General features: G+C 53.9%; 16 protein-coding genes. 11 read left to right on the forward strand and 5 right to left on the reverse strand.

Annotated features, from left to right (window positions below; genetic code table 11):
• Nucleotides 1–438 precede the first annotated feature (438 nt).
• Genes H0247_RS05645 through H0247_RS05655 form a run of 3 tightly spaced genes read left to right on the forward strand, consistent with a single transcriptional unit; the run spans nt 439 to nt 6,550 of the window.
• Nucleotides 439–2,154 (forward strand): autotransporter assembly complex family protein, encoded by a 1,716-nt coding sequence (locus H0247_RS05645; protein ID WP_180741650.1) that lies wholly within the window; start codon nt 439–441, stop codon nt 2,152–2,154.
• Entirely contained in the window at nt 2,151–6,188 is a 4,038-nt protein-coding gene (locus H0247_RS05650) for a translocation/assembly module TamB domain-containing protein (protein WP_180741651.1), read from the forward strand. Before H0247_RS05645 ends, H0247_RS05650 begins: the two co-directional genes overlap by 4 nt.
• A gap of 2 nt (nt 6,189–6,190) precedes the next feature.
• Nucleotides 6,191–6,550, forward strand: a complete 360-nt coding sequence (locus H0247_RS05655; protein ID WP_180741652.1) for a gamma-glutamylcyclotransferase — start codon at nt 6,191–6,193, stop codon at nt 6,548–6,550.
• A 111-nt stretch (nt 6,551–6,661) separates the two neighbouring features.
• Here H0247_RS05655 and ppa read toward each other — a convergent pair whose 3' ends face one another.
• Nucleotides 6,662–7,192, reverse strand: a complete 531-nt coding sequence (ppa, locus tag H0247_RS05660) for an inorganic diphosphatase (protein ID WP_110162483.1) — start codon at nt 7,190–7,192, stop codon at nt 6,662–6,664.
• Nucleotides 7,193–7,440: 248 nt separating this feature from the next.
• On the opposite strand from ppa, the gene H0247_RS05665 reads away from it, so the two are divergent.
• Complete coding sequence (locus tag H0247_RS05665; RefSeq protein ID WP_180741653.1) at nt 7,441–9,027, forward strand: methyl-accepting chemotaxis protein; 1,587 nt, start codon at nt 7,441–7,443, stop codon at nt 9,025–9,027.
• A 54-nt stretch (nt 9,028–9,081) separates the two neighbouring features.
• Here H0247_RS05665 and plsY read toward each other — a convergent pair whose 3' ends face one another.
• Nucleotides 9,082–9,717 (reverse strand): glycerol-3-phosphate 1-O-acyltransferase PlsY, encoded by a 636-nt coding sequence (gene plsY, locus H0247_RS05670; protein WP_180741654.1) that lies wholly within the window; start codon nt 9,715–9,717, stop codon nt 9,082–9,084.
• Nucleotides 9,718–9,824: 107 nt separating this feature from the next.
• On the opposite strand from plsY, the gene folB reads away from it, so the two are divergent.
• Together folB and bacA are read left to right on the forward strand one after the other, a co-directional pair.
• A complete protein-coding gene (gene folB, locus H0247_RS05675; protein WP_180741728.1) occupies nt 9,825–10,178 on the forward strand; it encodes a bifunctional dihydroneopterin aldolase/7,8-dihydroneopterin epimerase in 354 nt (117 codons plus the stop codon).
• A 145-nt stretch (nt 10,179–10,323) separates the two neighbouring features.
• Nucleotides 10,324–11,142 (forward strand): undecaprenyl-diphosphate phosphatase, encoded by an 819-nt coding sequence (gene bacA, locus H0247_RS05680; RefSeq protein WP_180741655.1) that lies wholly within the window; start codon nt 10,324–10,326, stop codon nt 11,140–11,142.
• 72 nt (nt 11,143–11,214) lie between these two features.
• Here the strand turns inward: bacA and H0247_RS05685 are convergent, their stop codons facing one another.
• Nucleotides 11,215–12,459, reverse strand: coding sequence for a multifunctional CCA addition/repair protein (locus H0247_RS05685; protein WP_180741656.1), 1,245 nt, complete (start codon nt 12,457–12,459; stop codon nt 11,215–11,217).
• A gap of 107 nt (nt 12,460–12,566) precedes the next feature.
• Nucleotides 12,567–13,187, reverse strand: coding sequence for a TIGR04211 family SH3 domain-containing protein (locus H0247_RS05690; protein ID WP_015841553.1), 621 nt, complete (start codon nt 13,185–13,187; stop codon nt 12,567–12,569).
• A 319-nt stretch (nt 13,188–13,506) separates the two neighbouring features.
• Between H0247_RS05690 and H0247_RS05695 the strand changes: the two genes are divergently transcribed.
• The 5 genes from H0247_RS05695 to H0247_RS05715 all read left to right on the forward strand — a co-directional run bounded on the left by H0247_RS05695 (nt 13,507) and on the right by H0247_RS05715 (nt 21,735).
• A complete protein-coding gene (locus H0247_RS05695) occupies nt 13,507–14,844 on the forward strand; it encodes an inorganic triphosphatase (protein ID WP_180741657.1) in 1,338 nt (445 codons plus the stop codon).
• Nucleotides 14,845–14,896: 52 nt separating this feature from the next.
• A complete protein-coding gene (glnE, locus tag H0247_RS05700; RefSeq protein WP_180741658.1) occupies nt 14,897–17,752 on the forward strand; it encodes a bifunctional [glutamate--ammonia ligase]-adenylyl-L-tyrosine phosphorylase/[glutamate--ammonia-ligase] adenylyltransferase in 2,856 nt (951 codons plus the stop codon).
• Nucleotides 17,753–17,883: 131 nt separating this feature from the next.
• The gene (hldE, locus tag H0247_RS05705; protein WP_180741659.1) at nt 17,884–19,320 is read left to right on the forward strand and encodes a bifunctional D-glycero-beta-D-manno-heptose-7-phosphate kinase/D-glycero-beta-D-manno-heptose 1-phosphate adenylyltransferase HldE; all 1,437 of its coding nucleotides are present in this window, start codon (nt 17,884–17,886) and stop codon (nt 19,318–19,320) included.
• A 135-nt stretch (nt 19,321–19,455) separates the two neighbouring features.
• The gene (ligA, locus tag H0247_RS05710; protein WP_180741660.1) at nt 19,456–21,510 is read left to right on the forward strand and encodes an NAD-dependent DNA ligase LigA; all 2,055 of its coding nucleotides are present in this window, start codon (nt 19,456–19,458) and stop codon (nt 21,508–21,510) included.
• Between the two features lie 3 nt (nt 21,511–21,513).
• On the forward strand, nt 21,514–21,735 hold the full coding sequence (locus tag H0247_RS05715) for a putative quorum-sensing-regulated virulence factor (protein WP_180741661.1): 222 nt from the start codon (nt 21,514–21,516) through the stop codon (nt 21,733–21,735).
• Nucleotides 21,736–21,826: 91 nt separating this feature from the next.
• Here H0247_RS05715 and H0247_RS05720 read toward each other — a convergent pair whose 3' ends face one another.
• Nucleotides 21,827–22,189, reverse strand: a complete 363-nt coding sequence (locus H0247_RS05720) for a FlxA-like family protein (RefSeq protein WP_180741662.1) — start codon at nt 22,187–22,189, stop codon at nt 21,827–21,829.
• Nucleotides 22,190–22,212 lie beyond the last annotated feature (23 nt).

Raw genomic sequence — 22,212 nt, forward strand, 5'->3', positions numbered from 1 at the left:
CTTAAACGATCGGCATTATCTCTTCGGAAAGCATAACCAAGAAGCGTTGGGCTGTCTTTATATCTTCATGGTGTTTAATGTTAAGGTAATGTTTGTCTGTAATGTCGCATATTGATGTTTGTAGGTGAAAATCTATTCTTAAGATGTGAAATTAGTATTTATCACTAATATCATGCAAAGTTGGTAGGAGATTTCGACGCTACGTGACGAGGTGTCAGGTAAGCGTAGAGCGGCGGGCGAAGTGATAAAAGCCATGCTATAGGTTTTAGACGACAAGGCTTTAGGTGACAGACCGATTTATCAGGGAGCTCAGTGACTATTTTTATCTCAACGAAAAGTTTCATTGGAAAAAAAAGCGTTACCGGGCAAAAAAGCATAGCAGGACAAAAAAATAGCTTTGCTGGCTGCGGGGCACAACGGTACCGGTTTCTTGGCCTGATGTGCGCGCTGCTGATGCTGGCTCCAGAGAGCCAGGCGGCGAATGTGCGCCTGCAAGTCATGGGGCTGGAAGGGCAACTACAAAAGAATGTGCGGGCACGTTTATCCACCATCGCGGTCGATGAGGTCAATGCCGATGGGCGTTTCCGCTCACGTGTTGATGAAGCGATCCGTCAGGGATTGCGTGCGCTCGGCTACTACGATCCACAGATCGGTTTCGAATTCCGGCCTGCCGTTAATGGTGGGCGACCCGTATTGATTGCCACCGTGACGCCTGGTGAACCGGTAAAAATTGCCGGAGTGAACATCACCCTGCGCGGCGGCGCGCATGATGATAAAGATTACCAGCAACTGGTTAAAGACGATCGCCCCGAAATTGGTTCAGTAGTGAACCACGGCGATTTTGATCGCTTTAAAAGCGGGCTGAATGGTTTGTCATTACGCAAAGGCTATTTCGATGCGCGCTTCCAGCAAAGTCAGCTTGGCGTGATGCGGGAAGAGAGAGAGGCGTTTTGGGATATCGACTTTGATAGCGGTGAACGCTACCGCTTTGGTGCCGTACACTTTCAGGGCGCACAAATCCGCGATGATTACCTGCAAAATTTGGTGCCGTTTCACGAAGGTGATGCTTATACCAGTGAAGATCTCGGTGAGTTAAACCGCCGTCTTTCTGCGACAGGATGGTTTAATTCCGTCGTGGTTTCTCCTGATTTTGACCAGTCGAAAAGTTCTAAGGTACTGCCGCTGGAAGCCGTGGTGACGCCGCGAACCCGTAACCGCATTGAAACTGGGATCGGCTATGCCACGGATGTTGGCCCGCGTTTTAAAACAACCTGGAATAAGCCTTGGGTGAATTCACGCGGGCACAGTCTTGAAAGCAGCCTGAGCGTGTCCGCACCGGAGCAATCGCTTGATTTTAGCTACAAAATCCCCTTGCTGAAGAGTCCGCTTGAACAGTATTACCTGATGCAAGGCGGCTTTAAGCGCGAAGATCTCAACGATACCAAATCCGATGGCACCACGCTCAACGTGGCACGCTACTGGGATCTCTCCAGCGGTTGGCAACGGGCGATTAACCTGCGCTGGAGCCTCGACCACTTTACGCAGGCGAGCGTGACGGATACCACGATGCTGATCTATCCGGGCGTCAGCATTAACCGAACTCGCCAACGCGGTGGGCTGATGCCGGTATGGGGCGATACGCAACGTTATTCTATCGACATTTCCGACACCACCTGGGGATCGGACATCGACTTTGCCGTGGTTCAGGCGCAAAACGTCTGGATTCGCACGCTGGCGGATAAGCACCGCTTTGTCGCACGCGGCAATCTGGGCTGGATTGAAACCAACAATTTCTCCCGCGTTCCTCCCTCACTGCGTTTCTTTGCCGGTGGTGATCGCAGCATTCGTGGGTATAAGTACAAATCTATTTCGCCGCGCGACAGCGACGGCAAACTGACTGGTGCGTCCAAGCTGGCGACTGGCTCGCTCGAATACCAATACAACGTAACGGGAAAATGGTGGGGCGCGGTTTTTGTTGATTCAGGTGAAGCAGTGAATGACATCAAACGGAGTAACTTTAAGACGGGCACGGGCGTCGGCGTACGCTGGGCCTCGCCGATTGGCCCAGTGAAACTTGATGTCGCCATGCCGATCGGCGATGCAGAGAAGAAGAATGATGTTCAGTTCTATATCGCGCTGGGGCCTGAACTATGATGGATGAGAAAAACGAACAAAAAGCACAGGATCCGGTGACAGAAGAAAACGTCGCGCAGGATAACGCGCCGACGCGGCCTGCACGAAAAGGGCGCGGGTGGAAAACGGTCAGTATTAGCCTTGCGGCATTCTTACTGCTGCTCATGGTTGGGTTGGGGCTGATGGTGGGCACCACGCCGGGCCTGCATCTGTTGCTGAATATCGCCGCACGCGTGGTGCCGGGGTTGGATATTGCCAGCGTGAGTGGTGGCTGGCGTGATTTAACGCTGAAAAATATCAGCTACGAGATGCCGGGTGTGACGGTAAAGAGCGAGGAGTTTCACCTGTCGCTCGCACTGGGCTGCCTGCGAAAAAGTCAGTTGTGTATTAACGATCTCTCGGCGAACCGCGTTGATGTGATCGTCGATACCAAAGCCTTACCGGCGACAGATGCGTCACCGCCGCCTTCGACGCCGGTAACGGAGATCTCTGCACCGTTCCCGATTTCACTGCGCCAGCTAACGCTTAGCAACGTTCAGGTTACCGTGGATGACACGGCGATTTCACTGAGCGAATTCCGCACCGGAATGCAGTGGGAAGGGCGTGCGTTGACGCTGCTACCGACCAGAATCAGCGCGCTGCTGGTGGCCTTGCCGAAAACGCCCGTTGACGTGCTGGAGGATGGCAAAGTAACGGCGGCGGAAATGGCGTCTGTTATCAAGGAAACGGCGGCGAACGTACGCGATGCGGCGGAGCAAAGCACCTCGCAAACGCTTCACATCGATAACGCGCTGGTGGCAAACAATACTGTCGCGGCAGCCACCACCACGACACCGATACCGACGGCATCGACACCCAAAACGGATAGCACCGCTGACAAGCCGACAGTCCCTGAACCGCCGCTGGGGGAACGCCTGAGCGAGCTGTTCTCCAAACCGTTATTACCTGATTTACCGCAGTTCACGTTGCCGCTGGATCTGAACATTGTCGAGATTCACGGCGAGCAGCTGCGGTTGACGGGTGATCAGGACATTTTGATTAATAACCTGTTCGTGCAAGCCTCGACTCAGCAACAGCATTTGCGTCTGGACAAACTTATCGTCCAATCGCCGCAGGGCGGGCTGAATGTACGCGGTGAAGCGACGCTCAGCGAGAGCTGGCCTGTCTCGCTGACGGCGAACGGCGTGCTGAACGTCGATCCGATCAAAGGCGAGAAGCTGAAACTGACGGTTGATGGCGGCCTGCGCGAACAGTTGAATGTGGCGCTGAACCTCTCGGGGCCGCAGCGCGCTCAGTTGGATGTGCAAACCAAACTGGCAGAAGCCGGGCTGCCGCTGGCATTGACGCTGCAAACCGAGCGTGTGCGTTGGCCGCTGACGGGCGCGACGCAGTATCAGGCCAGCAACGTCAGGCTGCGGTTTAACGGCAAAGCGACCGACTATGCGCTGTCGCTGCGCGGCGATCTGAGCGGTGCGGAAATTCCCCCCGCGACGCTGCTGCTGGATGGCAAAGGTAACGAACAGCAGTTTGCGCTGAGCCGCCTGCGGTTGGCGGCGTTGCAAGGGAATGCCGATCTGAGCGCGCTTATCGACTGGAGCAAAGCGATTAGCTGGCGCAGTGAGCTACTGCTGAACGGGATTAACACTGCGAAACAGTGGCCTGAATGGCCCGCGAAAATAGATGGCAAGATTACGACACGTGGCAGCGTCTATGGCGGTAGCTGGCAGTTACAGGTGCCGGAACTGCGTCTGGACGGCAACGTGAAAGCGAATAAGCTCACGGCCAGAGGTGAACTGCGCGGCAATGCGGCGGGTCAGTGGACAATACCCGCGCTGAATCTGGCATTAGGCCGCAACCAGTTGAATGTCAAAGGTGACCTGAGCGACAAATGGCAGTTGGATGCCGACATCAATGCCCCGTCGCTGGACGGCATGTTGCCGGGTCTGGCAGGACGCGCCATCGGGACACTCAAGCTACGCGGCAATCTGCGTGAACCGCAGATGCTGGCGGATATCACGGCGTCCGGTCTGCGCTGGCAGGCGATAACGATTCGTCAGGTGAGAGTCGAAGGTGATGTGCGCTCCGAACAGCAGATTCAGGGCAAGCTGGCCGTGCGTCTTGAAGCGTTGAAGCAGGACGGCCTGAATATTGCGCTGTTGACGCTGGATGCCAGCGGCAATGAAAAGCAGCACCAGCTTCGGCTGACTATGCAGGGTGAACCGGTCGCGGGGCAACTGGCACTTTCAGGCAGCTTCGATCGTCAGGAACAGCGCTGGCGCGGCACGCTGAACAATACCCGCTTCGACACGCCGGTGGGGGAATGGCGTCTGACGCAGGACATGGCGCTGGACTACCTGAATGCGCAGCAGAAGATCACCATCGGCACGCACTGCTGGCGGAATCCGAATGCTGAGCTTTGTGTTCCTAAGGCGATTGAAGCCGGGCCGAGCGGGCAGGTGAGCATTCGATTGAACCGCTTCGATCTCGCGATGTTAAAGCCGTTCCTGACAGCGGACACCGTGCTAGCGGGGACGTTCACTGGTGGTGCCGATATCAGTTGGCAGGCAGGACAAGGCTTACCGCAGGCGAAAGTGTCGCTGGTGGGAAACGGGGTGAGCGTGCGCCAGCAGTTGCAAGGCAACACGCTGCCGATTGATTTCGACACCTTTACGCTGAATGCGGGGATCGATCGCGGGCGGGCGCAACTTGGCTGGCTGATGGCCATTCGGGATAACGGGCGCTTCAGCGGTGATATTCAGGTCAGCGACCCACAAGGACGGCGCAATCTCGGCGGCAACGTCACGATCAACACGATTTCACTGGCCTTGCTCAACCCTGCGTTGAGTAAAGGAGAGAAAGCGGCGGGGATACTGAATGCGAACCTGCGTCTGGCGGGGGATGCGGCTCGTCCTCAGATCTTCGGCCAGATGGTGTTGGAACGATTGGATATTGATGGTAACTGGATGCCGGTCGATCTGACCAACGGACGGCTGGCGGTGAACTTCAGCGGGATGTCGTCAACGCTGCAAGGTTTCCTGAAAACGGATAACGGGCAGTTAAACCTTGGCGGGAATGCCGATTGGTCGCGACCGGACGCCTGGCGTGCGCGGATCGCAGCGAAAGGCCAGAAGCTGCGTGTGACGATTCCACCTATGGCGCGGCTGGACGTCTCACCGGATATTGTTTTCGAAGCCACGCCACAACTGTTTGCGTTAAACGGTTCCGTCAGTATTCCGTGGGCGCGTATTGTGGTGAAAGATATGCCGGAAAGCGCGGTGGCGGTGTCACCGGATGAAGTGATGCTGGATGCACAGCGCCAGCCGCTGAAAAAAGCGGGCGATGCCATTACGGTTAACAGCAATCTCACCATCCGTGTCGGGAATGATGTGCGGCTGGATGCGTTTGGGCTGGCTGCCCGCCTACAGGGCGACCTGAAAATGGTTCAGGACGAGCGCGGATTAGGGCTGAATGGGCAAATTGATATTCCGTCTGGCCGCTTTAAAGCCTACGGACAGGATTTGATCGTCCGCAAGGGGCTGATTCTGTTCTCCGGCCCGCCGGATCAGCCGATCCTGAATATCGAAGCGATTCGTAACCCAGACAACACTGCTAATGACGTCACCGCCGGTGTGCGCGTCACTGGCATGGCCGCCACGCCGAAGCTGGAAGTCTTCTCCGATCCGGCCATGTCGCAGCAGGAAGCACTCTCTTATCTGTTGCGTGGACAAGGTTTGGACAGCGGCGGAGCCGATAGCTCAGCAATGACCTCAATGTTAGTCGGTTTAGGGGTTGCACAAAGTGGTCAAGTTGTGGGTAAAATCGGCGAGGCCTTTGGCGTAAGTAATTTAGCTCTGGATACACAGGGTGTTGGCGATAATTCTCAGGTTGTCGTCAGCGGCTACGTCCTTCCGGGTCTGCAAGTGAAATATGGTGTTGGCATATTCGATTCTTTGGCAACGTTAACGCTGCGTTACCGCCTGATGCCAAAGCTATACTTGGAAGCGGTGTCTGGAATTAGCCAGGCATTAGATGTGCTCTATCAGTTTGAGTTTTAGCGATGCGAATTATTGTTTACGGCAGTTTACGACGCAAACAGGGAAATAGTCATTGGATGACCAATGCGCAATGGCTAGGGGATTGTCAGCTCGCAGGTTTCGAGCTGTACGATCTCGGCCATTATCCGGCAGTGGTGCCTGGTGATGGCGAAATCCATTGTGAGGTTTATCGCATTAGTTCGTCGATATTGACGGAACTGGATGCCTTAAAGCGGGACGGTCACGAATACCAACGTGAGCTGATTTCCACCCCTCTGGGCAGTGCCTGGATCTATCTGTACAAGCACCCTGTTGTAGGGCTGACGCGTATTGCCAGCGGTGACTGGCTAAAGCGCAGTGAAGAAGATGACGAAGAGGCTTGAGGTCGAATAGCCAATAAAATCAGGGGTATAAATAAAAACACCGCGCAAGGCGGTGTTTTTGATCGTGCGATATATTGAGCCGTAAAGGGCTTAATGCATACCGCGTGGCGCTTATTTGTTTTTCGCGCGCTCGAAGGAAGCAACGATCTCGGCTTTTGCCGCTTCAGCGTTATCCCAACCTTCCACTTTCACCCACTTACCTTTTTCCAGATCTTTGTAGTGCTCAAAGAAGTGGCCGATCTGTGCACGCAGCAGCTCAGGCAGGTCGTTAACGTCTTTAATGTGATCGTATTCTTTGGTCAGCTTGCTGTGCGGAACAGCAACCAGCTTGGCATCTTCGCCTGCTTCGTCAGTCATTTTCAGCACGCCAACAGGACGGCAACGGATCACGGAGCCTGGCTGTAGTGGATACGGGGTTGGCACCAGAACGTCAACCGGGTCGCCATCCAGAGACAGCGTGTGGTTGATGTAGCCGTAGTTGCATGGGTAGAACATGGCGGTAGACATGAAACGGTCTACAAACAGCGCGCCGGTATCTTTATCAATTTCATATTTGATTGGATCGGCATTCGCGGGGATTTCAATCACTACATAGATATCTTCTGGCAGATCTTTACCTGCCGGCACATCGTTCAGACTCATGTCAGTTTCCTTCTCTTAAAACCTGAAATAGCGTGGCCGTCATTATAGCCAAAAAGCGTTTAATGTCCCTGATTTTTAGCGTGGCGAGGCGCCAGGCGCTCGCCTGTGTCGTTTAAGTAAAAATACTTTCGTTACTAAAGTTTCTTTAAAGAAAGCAGGCTTGCTACCGATAGGAACATGATCAAGATCACGTTATGTGGAGCATTTCTCCGCATTTATTTATCATTTGTAATTCCAGGGAAACAAAAATGTTAAAAAACATCACAATCAAGACAAGCTTGATTGCTTTGTTAGGCATGATGGTCCTTCTGCTATTGCTGGTCTGCGGAATTGGCATCACCTCAATCAATCAGGGAGTCACGTCGCTGACGACAATCGACAAGATTCAGGGGAAAGAAGTGACGGCGCTGGCAGGGAGTTATACCGCCTCGCTGCGTGCAAGAACGGGCGCGGCGTTGGCCGCTCGTCAGATGGAAAGTGGGGCGACCGACCTCGCGAATGCATCCGTCGCGCGAGCGGAAGCCTACACGGCGCTCTCCCAAAAAGAAATGGCGCGTTTTCTTTCTTACGGCACCGTAACGGAGCGCGGCGCCAGAATGGCGGCTGAGGTGAAAAGTAGCTACGAGCAGTACATGAGCCTTGGCGTTCAGCCGATGGTCGATGCGTTGAAACGCGGTGATGTTGCAGCCTATTACGTGCTGTTGCAAGACGTACTGCCGCCGCTCAGCGTTAAGATGGATAAGGTGGCGAACGAATTCCGCGACTTCGGCCTAGAAGTGGGGGAAACCATGCTGAAAGACGCCGAGAATTTTGCGTTCGAGCGCCTGACGATCATTGGTGTTGCCTGTGTCGTCGTTCTGCTATTGGTATTGGCTGCCTGGATGGCGCTGAAGCGTTCTATCCTGTCTCCGCTTGAAGAAACGGTCGCCCAATTGGAGTTTATTGCCCGTGGCGATTTGACCCAGCGCATTGCCGAGGGGGGGAATAATGAAATCGGCCGCCTGATTCAGGCGATGCAGGCAATGCAGTCTTCACTGGCAACCGCTGTGGGGCGCGTCCGCGATGCCGGTATGCAGATCGATGTCGGTACGCGCGAACTGTCTTCTGGCAATACGCATTTGGCGGCGCGTACAGAAGAATCGGCCTCATCGCTGGAAGAAACCGCCGCCAGTATGGAGCAGTTGACTGCCACGGTAGCGCTGAATGCGGAGAGTGCGGAACAAGCGCATACGCTGGCGCAAAATGTGTCGGATATTGCTAATAAAGGCAGCGAGACCGTGGGCGGTATGATTGAGAAAATGCAGATGATTTCCAGCAGTTCGGAACGTATTGCCGATATTCTGGCGGTGATTGACGGTATCGCATTCCAGACCAATATTCTGGCGCTGAATGCGGCGGTTGAAGCTGCACGCGCGGGTGAGCAAGGGCGGGGATTTGCTGTGGTAGCGGGTGAAGTCCGCAATCTGGCGCAGCGCAGTGCGCAATCGGCTAAAGAGATTAAAACGCTGATGGAAGAATCGCAGAGCCGTGTCAATGAAGGCACCGTGATGGCAAAAATGGCGGGTGACACGATGAATGACGTTTCTGACGCCGTGGCGCGCGTAACGTCCCTGATGCGTGAGATTTCAACGGCAACGCGTGAGCAGAGCAATGGGATTGGGCAGGTGAATCTGGCGGTATCGCAGATGGATGAAGTCGCCCAGCAAAATGCGTCTCTGGTCGAAGAGTCCGCCGCTGCCACGCGTTCACTGGAAGAGCAGGCGCGTCTGCTGGCGGAAAGCATGGCACAGTTTAAAGTGCAGTCGCAGGCGTTTGCCGCTATCGGTCGATTCTAGTTCCCCCTTCATACTTCATAAAAAAATTCCCGTGAAAACGGGAATTTTTTTGCCTTATGCCTCGGGAGGCGTTTGTTCGTCTTCTGGCTGTTTCTTCTTACGCAGCTTGGTCCAGATTTTACTTTCCTGTCCGCGCCATAGGCGCTGGATATTGTCGTGGTGACGCATCAGGATCAGACAAGAGAGCATCGCGACGGGAAACGTAAACTGCGGCTTGAACCACCAGACATAAAACGGCGCGATGAGCGCACTGACGATGGCGCCGAGTGAGGAATAACCGCTCAGCAGGATGGTGAGTAGCCAGGTGCCGGTCATCAGACCCGTCAGATCCCAGCCGATTGGTGCAATGGCACCAAAAGCCGTTGCCACACCTTTGCCACCACGAAAGTGGAAAAAGACGGGATAGATATGGCCGAGGCAGGCAGCGATAGCGGTTAACCCGAGATACAGCGGGGTAACGCCCAGCGCGTAAGCGGCCCAGACTGGCAGCATGCCTTTCAGGACATCAAACACCAATACGGTCGCAGCGGCAGCTTTGCCGCCAATACGTAATACGTTAGTCGCTCCGGGGTTCCCAGAACCATGCTGACGTGGGTCAGGTAGCCCAGCCATTCTGCAAAACAAAATCGCACTGGAAATAGAGCCACACAGATACGCGATTAACATCATACCAAGCGCGGTAACACTCATAACGCCATTCCGTTTAATAAGGGTCGTTTTACTCTTCTCATCTGTGGATAATACGCACATTCCGTCGGAAGTGGTATCCGACAGCGACAAAAACAGAGAATGACGTGATGGATATCGTATTTATTGAAGAACTTACTGTAATCACTACTATTGGTGTTTACGATTGGGAACAGACTATCCAGCAGAAACTGGTGTTCGATATCGAAATGGGCTGGGACAACCGTCAGGCAGCCGCCAGTGACGATGTGAATGACTGCTTGAGCTATGCGGATGTCAGCGAGGCGGTGATTGCCCATGTGGCAAATCAGCGCTTTGCTCTGGTAGAGCGTGTCGCTGAAGAAGTCGCCGACATGCTGATGCTGCGTTTCTCTATTCCCTGGCTGCGGATCAAGCTCAGCAAGCCGGGTGCGGTGGCGCAGGCGCGTCAGGTTGGGGTCATTATTGAACGTGGCGCACGATAAATCTTATTTAACAGAAAAATACTGATTTACGTGCAACTAAATCGTAACCCAAATAGTCTATACCCCAGTTATAGCGGCTCGCGAAAGTATGCAGCCGCTTTTTTATGGGCTAAATTTTCGTTTTATTAAAGGCAAGGATTTTTAGATGACTGACCTGCATTCATTGCTAATCGCATTTATTCTTGGCGTGGTCGAAGGACTGACCGAGTTTTTGCCCGTATCGTCTACGGGGCATATGATTATTGTTGGTCATTGGTTAGGGTTTGTTGATGATAAAGCTAAGACGTTTGAAGTGATTATTCAGCTTGGCTCGATTCTGGCCGTTGTCGTGATGTTCTGGCGCCGCCTCTTTGGTCTGATTGGGATTCACTTCGGTGAAGTCCCGCATGAGGGTAATACGGCGGGTCGTCTGAAACTGACGCACATCTTGCTGGCGATGATTCCCGCTGTGGTGCTGGGGCTGGCTTTCCATGATGTGATCAAATCGCTGTTTTACCCACAGAATGTAATGTACGCGCTGGTTGTCGGTGGTTTCCTGCTGTTAGCGGCAGAATGGTTCAAGCCTAAAAAAGCGCGCGCCGTCGGGCTGGATGACATCACGCATCGTCAGGCATTTATGATTGGCTGTTTTCAATGTCTGGCGCTGTGGCCCGGCTTTTCGCGTTCAGGGGCGACCATTTCCGGTGGGATGCTGATGGGAGTCAGCCGCTATGCGGCCTCTGAGTTCTCTTTTATTCTGGCGGTTCCCATGATGATGGGCGCAACTGTTCTGGATCTGTATAAAAGCTGGCACTTCCTGTCGCTGGCCGATGTGCCGATGTTTGCCGTTGGTTTCGTGACGGCGTTTGTCGTGGCGTTGATTGCGATTAAAACCTTCCTGACAGTCATCAAACGCATCTCGTTTGTGCCGTTTGCGATTTACCGCTTTATCGTCGCGGGCGTGGTTTACATGGTGTTTATGTAAGACTGAGAACGTCGATTTTAGGTAGACCGTTATAGAAGAGAAGAGGCCACGCATTAGCGTGGCCTCTTTGTTTCAGGACGCACCTGATGAATCTGGCTGCTGTGCTTTCCAGTCTGCCAATGCCTGAGTGCGGCGCCGCGTCAGCTCATTACGCACGTCAATACCTTTAAACCCATCGGCGACGACGTCCGAACTGCTGACCTGACTGGCGACGCGGAAGGCTTCACGCAGATAGTCGCCTTGCGGATACGGGGTCTCTTCAAAACCGGCACGGCCTCTGGCATCGGCTTCGCTCGTGAGCGCTAACTGCTCTAGGCGCTGTGGTTTACGCCAGACATCAATGGCATCAAATAGCTTCAGCAGCGTTTTAGGTTGCAGCACCTGCACGGTATGAACCAAGTCATGATATTCCGCAACCAGCTTGGCCAAATCGCGAATCGGATTAGGCACACGCAGGCGCTGGCACAGTGCCTCAACCAGTTTGACACCCGCTGGGCCATGCCCGTGATGACGCGGCCACAGTTCAGGCGGTGTGAGCCCTTTTCCTACATCGTGGCACAGTGTGGCAAAACGTACGTCAATCTCAGTGCTGAGGCGTGCGGCTATCGCCACCGTCATCATGGTATGAATGCCGGTATCGATTTCCGGGTGCCATTTAGCGGGAGCGGGCACACCGTACAGGTTATCGATTTCAGGGAACAGCACGGCTAGCGCGCCGCAGTCACGCAGCACCTGAAAATAGACATCGGGCGATGAGGTGCCAAGCGCTTTTTCCGTCTCTTTCCAGACCCGCTCCGGTGTTAGGTAAGCCAATTCGCCCTCATGCACCATTTTTTGCATCAGCGCCATGGTTTCTTCTGCAATCTGGAAGCCGAGATGAGCAAAACGCGCGGCAAAACGGGCAACGCGCAGCACCCGCAACGGATCTTCGCTGAACGCGTCGGATACGTGGCGCAGTACGCGATTCTCAAGATCGCGACGACCATGATAAGGGTCGATGAGATCGCCATGCTCGGTGCGGGCAATGGCATTGATGGTCAAATCGCGGCGGAGTAAATCCTGCTCTAGCGTGACATCGGGCGCGGCATGGCAGACAAAACCAGTATAGCCTTTGCCAGATTTGCGCTCGGTACGCGCGAGAGCGTATTCATCGCGACTAATGGGGTGTAAGAAAACGGGGAAATCCTTTCCAACCTGCTGGTAACCCTGCTCAAGCAGGTTCTCCGGCGTCGCACCGACCACCACCCAATCTTTCTCGGTGACGGGTAAACCCAGCAGGCTGTCCCGAACAGCACCGCCGACAAGGTAAATCTTCAACGTCGGGCTCCTGAATCAATAACCAATATTTCATCACATACTACCATCTTTACGCCGCCGCGTTGGACGCAAAGAAAAATGCCTGCATCCGCAGGCACTTATTTCGATTAGCTCATCCAACGGTCATTTTTCTTCTTGCGAGGGATGATGTGTGGCAGCAACAGGCCCAGCAGCAGGCCGATGCCTGCCACGCCGCCGCCGTACATAAACCACTGAAGAATGATGGTGCGCTGTTTATCATCAAGCTGGACATTCGCCGCGCTAACTTTCTTCTGCGCAACGATAAGCTGATTTTTCAGATCCTGATTTTCCTGACGTAATCCGTTGATGACGCCATCGCTGGCAGCGACTTTCTGCTGCATATCAGCGGTGCGCTGGTTCCAGGTCTGATCGATATTATTGAGTTTGTCCGTCAGGTCTTTGACCTGATTTTCCAGCTCCGGCACCCGCGTGCGCAGGCTTGGCGTATTGCTAAGTTGGTCTAGAGGAATCCACGTGGTGCGGTTTTTGTCATCACGGATCTGCGCATAGCCCGCGTTTTCATTAACGCTGAGTAACGTGACCTCTGCACCCGCATTCAGTGTGCCGACGATACGATATTGATTGCCTGGGCCGCTGTGGACATACGTCAATAACTCATCGGAAATATAGCGTTTTTCTTCCGCCTGTGCGGTCCAGCTCAGCGTGAGAGAAAATAAAGTAAAACAGAGTAAGCCTAATTTCTGCATAAGATCATCATGTTGCGTTAATGGTGGTCTGATAGTAGAGGCTTAAGTCTGACGAGGCAATGTATAAACCGAAATGAGAACAGTCTTAGAACCTGCGCATGGGGGCTATTTCATCCCCTAACGTCCATTGGGATAGGTTCTTATAAGGCGGCGCGCGGCGTGTTTGAACGCGAGAAGCCGCTTAGAAGATGGCTGGTTTGCATAAGAAATGCGCGCTTGTTCGCAGGTGAAAAAGAGTGTGTGCGGTAAGGGTAGTAAGGTGAAGTAAAATGTTATTTACTGACAGGATAATGAACGCGGTTTTGGTGCTGTGAATGCTATGAGTGAAGAAATTGAACTGAAGTTTATTGTTCATCCCGACAGCGTTGAATCGCTGCTGACGCAACTGGCTGCATGGGACAGCGATTACAGTCAGTATGAGCACATGCGTGCTCAGCGTCTGAGCAATACTTATTATGAGACGGCGGATAATTATCTGCGCCGCAACGGCATCGGTCTGCGTATTCGTGGCGAGAATGAACGCTATGAAATGACAGCGAAAACCGCCGGTAAGGTGATTGGCGGGTTACATCAACACCCAGAATATAACGTTGAGCTAGAGAAAGCCGAGCTGGATCTCAGCCTGTTTCCTGCGGAAGTCTGGCCGGAAGCGTGCGAGGTTGAAGTGCTGCAATCGTCGCTCAAGCCGCTGTTTAGCACAGATTTTACGCGTGAAAAGTGGGTGTTTACTTACTATCAAAGTGTGATTGAAGTGGCGTTAGATCGTGGAGAAATTCGTGCTGGCGACCTGAGTGAGCCGCTGTGCGAGCTGGAGATGGAACTTAAGATTGGTCAGACTACCCACCTGCTGGAACTGGCAAAGGAAATCGCAGCGTTTGGTGGTATGCGGCAGGGTAGCCTGAGTAAGGCGGCTCGTGGATACCATCTGGCTAAAGGTAATCCCGTTCGTGAATGTCTGCCTCTTAATCGATTAGTTGTCGATCCAAAAACCACTATCGATCAGGCTATCCGTGCGGCGCTGGAACTGGGGTTGAGTCACTGGCAATACCACGAAGAGCTGTGGGTAAGAGGAAATGCCTCTGCCCGTGAAGCCCTGCCAGAAGCCAGCGCGTTAATGCGCGAAATGTTGGTACTGGTAGGCGGCGTCGTGCTACGCAAAGTCACCACGCTTTTTCGTTCGGCTCTCGCTACTTTGGAATCCCGGTTACAAAGCGCCAGCGGCGCAGACGTCTGTTACAGCACTGACTACCTGCAAAGTAAGTTGGTACTGACTTCCTGGCTGATTGAGTCTGGCTGGCGTGACCATATGGATAATAAAGATCGCATTAAGCTACAGGGTTCGTTCAAACGTTTTGCTGACATCATGCTAAGCCGTAGCTCTGCCGAGCTGAAAAGCGCTTTTGCTTCTAAATTGACGGAGACGCAGTACGAACAGCAAATCCCTCGCCTGCAACGTAGTCTCTGCGCTTTCCTTCTCTTGTCCGGCGCGTATCCGTCGGAACAGGTGGAGGCCTACATTGAACACTGGCGGATCTTACTCCAGGAAATTGAGCGGCTTGCTGCCGGAAAGGCGCCTTCCGTGTATCTCGAAGCCTACCGTAAAGAGGCGCTGGCCTTGTCTCCGTTCTGGCTACATAGCGGCGGACAGTCACAGTAACCGTTAACTGCCGCTTGTCAGTGAGGATAGGCGGCGCATCAAGGGAACCCCCATGCCGATACTTCCTTTGCCTGCTTTACCTGTGCTTCTGACGGAACACTCTCAGCGTGCGCTCTCGCGTTTACGGGAAGCCGCACCTGATGAACCGATAACAGACAGCGACGCTGCTGCTTTGGCATTGAGCGATTTTGTCAGCGATGCGCTTGCGCTGCATCCTGACTGGTGGCAAAGGATTCATCAGCAACCGCCGCAGCCCGAAGAGTGGCAGCACTACGCCGACTGGTTAAGTAACGCCTTGGCTGATGTTAACGATGAAAATGCGTTAATGGCGGCATTGCGTCGATTTCGTCGCCATATGCTGGCGCGAATTGCGTGGTCGCAGGTGCTGCAAACCAGTACCACGGAACACACGTTGCGTCAGTTGAGCGAACTGGCCGAGGTAGTGATTGTGGCGGCCAGAAGCTGGCTATATCAGGCCTGTTGTCGCGAGTGGGGTACACCTTGCAATGCGCAGGGCGTGGCGCAGCCTCTGCTGATTCTTGGCATGGGAAAATTGGGTGGGGGGGAACTTAACTTCTCTTCGGATATCGATCTGATCTTCGTCTATCCCGAAAATGGTCATACACAAGGCGGGCGGCGCGAGCTGGATAACGCACAGTTCTTCACGCGTCTGGGACAGCGACTCATTAAGGTGCTGGATCAGCCGACCGTCGATGGTTTTGTTTACCGCGTGGATATGCGGCTACGCCCTTTTGGCGACAGCGGACCGCTGGTGCTCAGCTTTGCGGCCATGGAGGATTATTATCAGGAGCAAGGCCGCGACTGGGAACGCTATGCGATGGTCAAAGCGCGCCTGATGGGCGGAATGGACGATGCTTACAGTCAGGAACTGCGTAGCACGCTGAAGCCCTTCGTCTTCCGTCGCTATATTGATTTCAGCGTGATCCAGTCGCTGCGAAATATGAAGAGCATGATTGCCCGCGAGGTTCGTCGTCGGGATCTGCGCAACAACATCAAACTGGGTGCTGGTGGGATTCGTGAAATCGAATTTATTACGCAGGTTTTCCAACTGATTCGCGGCGGACGTGAACCGGGATTACAAGGGCGCTCTCTGCTACCTACGCTCGAGCATGTAGGGGCGCTGGGGTTATTAACGCCGCAACAGGTGCTCGATCTCAGCACGTCTTACCTGTTTCTGCGCCGCTTGGAGAACCTGCTGCAGGCCATTGCCGATGAGCAGACGCAAACGCTGCCGGCTGATGAACTGAACCAGCAGCGTCTGGCATGGGGAATGGGATTCGACAGTTGGGACACGCTGCAATCCATGCTGGAACAGCATATGCAGGCGGTGCGCCACGTATTTGACGATCTGATTGGCGATGATGCGCCGGACAATAATGATATCCCCGAACATAGCAGCTATAGCAGCCTATGGCAGGATACGCTGGATGACGGTGAACTGGCTCCGCTGACGCCGCATCTTACGGAAACCGTGCGTGAGAAGCTGATGCGGACGATTGTGGAATTCCGCCACGATGTGGCGAAACGCACAATTGGGCCACGCGGGCGGGATGTGCTGGATCAGCTCATGCCGTGCTTGTTGGCGGAGGTCTGTGCTCGTCAGGAAGCCGATAGCGTGCTGTCTCGTTTGACGCCGTTACTGCTGGGAATCGTCACGCGTACCACCTACCTAGAACTGTTGCTGGAGTCCCGTTCTGCGCTCGGTCAACTGATTCGCCTGTGTGCGGCTTCGCCGATGGTGGCCAGCCAACTGGCGCGTTATCCCCTTCTGCTGGATGAATTGCTCGATGCGTCAACGCTGTATCAACCGACGGCACCGAGCGCGTATGCCGATGAGCTACGTCAGTATTTGATGCGCGTACCTGAGGATGATGAAGAACAGCAACTGGAAGCGGTTCGCCAGTTTAAACAGTCGCAGCAACTGCGCATCGCCGCAGGGGATATCGGCGGTGTACTGCCCGTGATGAAAGTGAGCGATCACTTAACGTATTTGGCGGAAGCGATTATCGCGGCCGTGGTTCAGCAGGCGTGGGGACAGATGGTGGCGCGCTACGGTCAGCCGTCTCATTTGCAGCATCGTGAAGGCCGTGGGTTTGCGGTTATTGCCTATGGCAAACTCGGTGGTTGGGAGCTGGGATACAGCTCCGATCTGGATTTGGTATTCTTGCTGGATTGTCCATCGGACGTGATGACGGATGGCGAGCGCAGTATTGATGGCCGCCAGTTCTACCTACGTCTCGCACAGCGTGTAATGCACCTGTTTAGCACCCGGACGTCATCAGGCATTTTGTATGAAGTGGATGCCCGTCTGCGGCCATCGGGCGCGGCGGGTATGCTGGTGAGTACGGTAGAAGCCTTTGATGAGTATCAGCGTAATGAAGCGTGGACGTGGGAGCATCAGGCGCTGGTGCGTGCGCGCATGGTGTACGGTGAAAGCGGCGTTCAGCAGACCTTTGAGTCTATTCGCCGCGGCATTCTGTGCGCAGAGCGTGATGCTGATACCCTGCGGACTGAAGTGCGAGAAATGCGGGAAAAAATGCGTCAGCATCTGGCGAACAAAGATAAAGCGCTCTTTGATATCAAAACGGATGCGGGCGGCATTACAGATATTGAATTTATTGCCCAGTATCTGGTGCTGCGTTATGCCGCTCAGGAACCGCGTTTGACCCGCTGGTCAGACAATGTGCGCATTCTGGAACTGATGGCGCAGTATGGTGTGATGGAAGAGAGCGAAGCCAATGCGCTCAAGCTAGCCTACGTCACTATGCGCAACGAGCTGCACCATCTGGCTTTGCAAGAACTGTCCGGCCGGGTCAGCAAGGATCGGTTTATTGCGGAACGCGAACAGGTGCTGGTGAGTTGGAATAAGTGGTTAGTGGGAGCCTAAGTTTCCCCTTGACTATATGATGATGGGTTATGCGGCCACATGCTCAGCAAAGAGCCGCGCAGCAGTGGCGTGTATGATACGAGCCTATGATATTATTACGCGCATTATGCGAAATAAGCTTGGAGTAGAGGATGAAAGTGACGCTGCCTGATTTCCGTCAAGCGGGTGTATTAGTGGTCGGTGATGTCATGCTGGATCGTTACTGGTATGGGCCGACCAGCCGAATTTCACCAGAGGCACCCGTACCTGTGGTCAAGGTGGATACGATCGAAGAGCGCCCAGGCGGCGCGGCGAACGTCGCCATGAACATCGCTGCGCTGGGAGCAGGATCGCGGCTGGTGGGGCTAACGGGTATTGATGATGCTGCACGTGCACTGAATGCCAAGCTTGGCGAAGTGAATGTGAAGTGCGACTTTGTCTCGGTTCCTACGCACCCGACGATTACCAAATTGCGTGTGCTGTCGCGTAATCAGCAGTTGATCCGACTGGACTTTGAGGAAGGCTTTGAAGGTATTGATCCTCAGCCGATCATTGAGCGTATTCAACTGGCACTGCCAAAAATTGGCGCACTGGTGCTGTCCGACTATGCAAAAGGCGCATTAGCACATGTGCAAACTATGATCCAGACGGCAAAAGCGGCGGGTGTTCCGGTGCTGATCGACCCGAAAGGCACGGATTTTTCCCGCTACCGTGGCGCGACATTACTGACGCCGAACCTGTCTGAGTTTGAAGCGGTCGCAGGGCGTTGCAAAACGGAAGAAGAGCTGGTTGAGCGCGGCATGCAACTGGTGGCCGATTACGACCTGTCCGCGTTGCTGATTACCCGTTCCGAGCAAGGGATGACGCTGCTACAGCCAGGCAAGGCACCGCTGCATTTGCCAACGCAGGCACAGGAAGTGTATGACGTGACCGGTGCGGGTGATACCGTCATTGGCGTGTTGGCCGCTGCGCTGGCGGCAGGTAACCCGCTGGAAGAAGCCTGTTTCCTAGCGAATGCCGCCGCAGGCGTCGTCGTCGGCAAGCTGGGGACGTCCACGGTCACGCCGATTGAGCTGGAAAATGCTATCCGCGGCCGTGCCGACACCGGATTTGGCGTGATGACAGAAGAACAGCTGAAAAATGCCGTTGAACTGGCGCGCCAGCGTGGCGAAAAGATTGTGATGACCAACGGCTGCTTCGATATTCTGCACGCCGGACATGTGTCTTACCTGGCAAATGCCCGCAAACTTGGCGACCGGTTAATCGTTGCAGTCAACAGCGATGCCTCAACCAAACGCCTGAAAGGGCCGACTCGCCCCGTCAACCCGCTGCCGCAGCGGATGATCGTGCTGGGCGCGCTGGAAGCCGTCGACTGGGTTGTACCGTTTGAAGAAGATACGCCGCAGCGCTTGATTGCCAGCATTCTGCCGGACATTCTGGTGAAAGGCGGAGATTACCAGCCACATGAAATCGCTGGTAGCGAAGAGGTCTGGGCTAACGGTGGTGAAGTGAAAGTCCTGAACTTTGAGGACGGCTGTTCCACGACGAACATCATCAACACGATTAAAGCTAACACGTCTCAATCTTAAAAAATAAAACTGACGGTGCTCGAGTGATCCCGACGCCGTTCAGGCCGCAAGCTAATGATTCTCGCTCTGACACATCACGGGCGAGAATCATAACAATCATAACGCCGACAGGGCGACACGTCAGATAAAACAGGTATGAAACCAGTGAAGAAAGAACCAGCCGAAGTGAATGTGGTCGCACTGCGGGTAGCGGAGTTGCGCCGGGTCTTACGCCATCACGAATACAAATATCACGTTGAAGATGCGCCCGAAATTCCTGATGTTGAATATGACAAACTCATGCAGGAACTGAAAGCGTTAGAGACGGATCACCCCGAGCTGGTAACCAGTGATTCTCCCACGCAGCGAGTGGGGGCAGCGCCGCTGGCGGCATTTGAACAGGTACGCCATGAAGTGCCGATGTTATCGCTGGATAACGTATTTGATGAAGAGAGCTATCTGGCCTTCAGCAAGCGAATTGGCGACAGGCTAAAAAATGGTGACGATCTGACATTCTGCTGTGAGCTAAAACTGGATGGTCTAGCTGTCAGCTTGTTGTATGAAAACGGTGTTCTGGTACAGGCGGCTACGCGCGGGGATGGTACGACCGGGGAAAATATCACCAGTAACATTCGTACCGTTGCGGCGATTCCGCTGCGCCTTGAAGGTGACAATATTCCGCGCCGTGTTGAAGTGCGCGGTGAAGTGTTTATGAAACACAACGGTTTTGAAAAGCTGAACGAAGAAGCTCGTCGTACGGGGAGTAAAGTGTTTGCCAACCCGCGCAATGCTGCGGCTGGATCGCTGCGCCAGCTCGACCCACGCATTACGGCTAAACGTCCGCTGACCTTCTTCTGCTATGGTGTTGGGTTGCTAGAAGGCGGAGAACTTCCCGCCAGCCACTGGGAACGGTTGATGCAGTTCAAAGCGTGGGGATTGCCGGTGAGCGATAAAATCAAGCGCTGTACCGGTCCGGCCGAGGTGCTCGATTTTTATCGTCAGGTCGAACAAACCCGCAGTGCGTTAGGCTTTGATATCGACGGCGTCGTTGTCAAAGTTGACTCGCTGGAATTGCAGGAGCGGTTAGGGTTTGTTGCCCGCGCGCCTCGCTGGGCAGTAGCTTTTAAATTCCCAGCGCAGGAACAACTGACCTGGGTACGTGATGTCGAGTTTCAGGTTGGGCGCACAGGGGCGATTACGCCAGTCGCACGTCTGGAACCGGTCGCTGTGGCCGGGGTTATCGTTAGCAACGCCACGCTGCATAATGCCGATGAGATAGATCGGCTAGGTTTACAGATTGGTGATCGCGTGATTGTGCGTCGAGCGGGGGATGTGATCCCGCAGATCGTTGGCATCGTGGAATCTGAACGGCCAGAAACGGTACAACCGATCGTTTTCCCTTCGGCCTGCCCCGTGTGCGGTTCGGATGTTGAACGCGTAGAAGGGGAGGCCGTTACGCGCTGTACTGGTGGGTTGATCTGTGGTGCTCAGCGTAAAGAGGCGCTGAAGCATTTTGTTTCTCGCCGTGCGTTGGATGTGGAAGGCATGGGCGATAAGATCATCGATCAGTTGGTGGAAAAAGAGTACGTCAAGACGCCGGCCGACCTGTTTCGCCTGAGTGCTGGGATTATGACAGGGCTGGATCGCATGGGGCCGAAGTCTGCGATGAATCTGGTCAATGCGCTGGAAAAGGCGAAAAGCACGACGCTGGCTCGCTTCCTGTATGCATTGGGGATTCGTGACGTTGGTGAATCAACCGCTGCCAACCTCGCCGCTCATTTTGGTTCACTGGAAGCACTTTTTGCTGCCGATGACGAAGCGCTGCTAGCGGTGCCGGATGTCGGTAAAGTTGTTGCTGCACATGTACGTCATTTCCTTGAGGAAGAGCATAACCAAACCGTTATTCGCGAACTGACCGATCCCACAGGCATCAACCTTCACTGGCCTGAGGTTCTGGTCGTCAAAGCCGAAGAGATCGACAGCCCATTCGCAGGGAAAACGGTGGTATTGACCGGATCGCTGAGTATTTTGTCCCGTGACGAAGCCAAAGATCGGCTAACAGCGTTAGGCGCAAAAGTGAGTGGCAGCGTCTCGAAGAAAACCGATATGGTGATTGCTGGTGAAGCCGCGGGCTCTAAATTGGCGAAGGCGCAAGAATTGGGGATCCCAGTGATCGATGAGGCGGAAATGATCCGACTATTGGGAGAGTAAGCGGTGGAAAAAGAAGACCTGATAGACATTGCCACGATGCAGATGCCGTTTGGTAAATACAAAGGGCGAGTGCTGATCGATTTACCGGAAGAATACCTGCTGTGGTTCTTCCGCAAGGATGAATTTCCTAAAGGTCGCTTAGGTGAATTGATGCAGACTACGCTGGCAATCAAGATAGAGGGTCTACAAGGTTTGGTAACACCGCTGAAGCGGCCTCGTCCCTGATTATCATTTCCTGTCGTAACCTCTGACGAAAAAAGGTCGCTTCAATCAAGCGGCCTTTTACTTCTACTGGCTACTCTATCCCTGATGCAAGCTAGACGTAGATATTAATCTGGTTATCTGCTGTCGGGCGGTTAACACCTTCTTCTTTAGCGTATTGAGTAGAAGCAGAAGAAGATGAGCCGGACTGTTGTTCTGATTTTTCACTCTGCAAACGGGCAATTTGTGCCTGTAACGCCTGGATCTGTGCTTGAATGGCCTGTTGTTGCTGTTCGATCAGTTTACGTTCTTCATCGCTTTCTGTGCTGGAAGCAGACTCGGTCAGTTTACTCACCTGTTTGGTCAGTGCTTGAACCTGTTTAGTTAGCTGCGCAATCTGTTGTTCTGTCGTGTTGCTACTTTTACTACTGCTTGCTGTTGTTGTCGATACGCTGATACCGCTGATGGTGTTTGACATTTTCCCTCCTGAAAGGATGCCGA

The sequence above is a fragment of the Pectobacterium sp. CFBP8739 genome (assembly GCF_013449375.1).
In the GTDB taxonomy this organism is placed as follows: domain Bacteria; phylum Pseudomonadota; class Gammaproteobacteria; order Enterobacterales; family Enterobacteriaceae; genus Pectobacterium.

Excerpts from the sequence above, each read along its gene's own strand:
- H0247_RS05645 (WP_180741650.1), top strand. The coding sequence starts at position 439 with ATGTGCGCGCTGCTGATGCTGGCTCCAGAGAGCCAGGCGGCGAATGTG.
- H0247_RS05650 (WP_180741651.1), top strand. The coding sequence starts at position 2,151 with ATGATGGATGAGAAAAACGAACAAAAAGCACAGGATCCGGTGACAGAA.
- H0247_RS05655 (WP_180741652.1), top strand. The coding sequence starts at position 6,191 with ATGCGAATTATTGTTTACGGCAGTTTACGACGCAAACAGGGAAATAGT.
- ppa (WP_110162483.1), bottom strand. The coding sequence starts at position 7,192 with ATGAGTCTGAACGATGTGCCGGCAGGTAAAGATCTGCCAGAAGATATC.
- H0247_RS05665 (WP_180741653.1), top strand. The coding sequence starts at position 7,441 with ATGTTAAAAAACATCACAATCAAGACAAGCTTGATTGCTTTGTTAGGC.
- plsY (WP_180741654.1), bottom strand. The coding sequence starts at position 9,717 with ATGAGTGTTACCGCGCTTGGTATGATGTTAATCGCGTATCTGTGTGGC.
- folB (WP_180741728.1), top strand. The coding sequence starts at position 9,825 with ATGGATATCGTATTTATTGAAGAACTTACTGTAATCACTACTATTGGT.
- bacA (WP_180741655.1), top strand. The coding sequence starts at position 10,324 with ATGACTGACCTGCATTCATTGCTAATCGCATTTATTCTTGGCGTGGTC.
- H0247_RS05690 (WP_015841553.1), bottom strand. The coding sequence starts at position 13,187 with ATGCAGAAATTAGGCTTACTCTGTTTTACTTTATTTTCTCTCACGCTG.
- H0247_RS05695 (WP_180741657.1), top strand. The coding sequence starts at position 13,507 with ATGAGTGAAGAAATTGAACTGAAGTTTATTGTTCATCCCGACAGCGTT.
- glnE (WP_180741658.1), top strand. The coding sequence starts at position 14,897 with ATGCCGATACTTCCTTTGCCTGCTTTACCTGTGCTTCTGACGGAACAC.
- hldE (WP_180741659.1), top strand. The coding sequence starts at position 17,884 with ATGAAAGTGACGCTGCCTGATTTCCGTCAAGCGGGTGTATTAGTGGTC.
- ligA (WP_180741660.1), top strand. The coding sequence starts at position 19,456 with ATGAAACCAGTGAAGAAAGAACCAGCCGAAGTGAATGTGGTCGCACTG.
- H0247_RS05720 (WP_180741662.1), bottom strand. The coding sequence starts at position 22,189 with ATGTCAAACACCATCAGCGGTATCAGCGTATCGACAACAACAGCAAGC.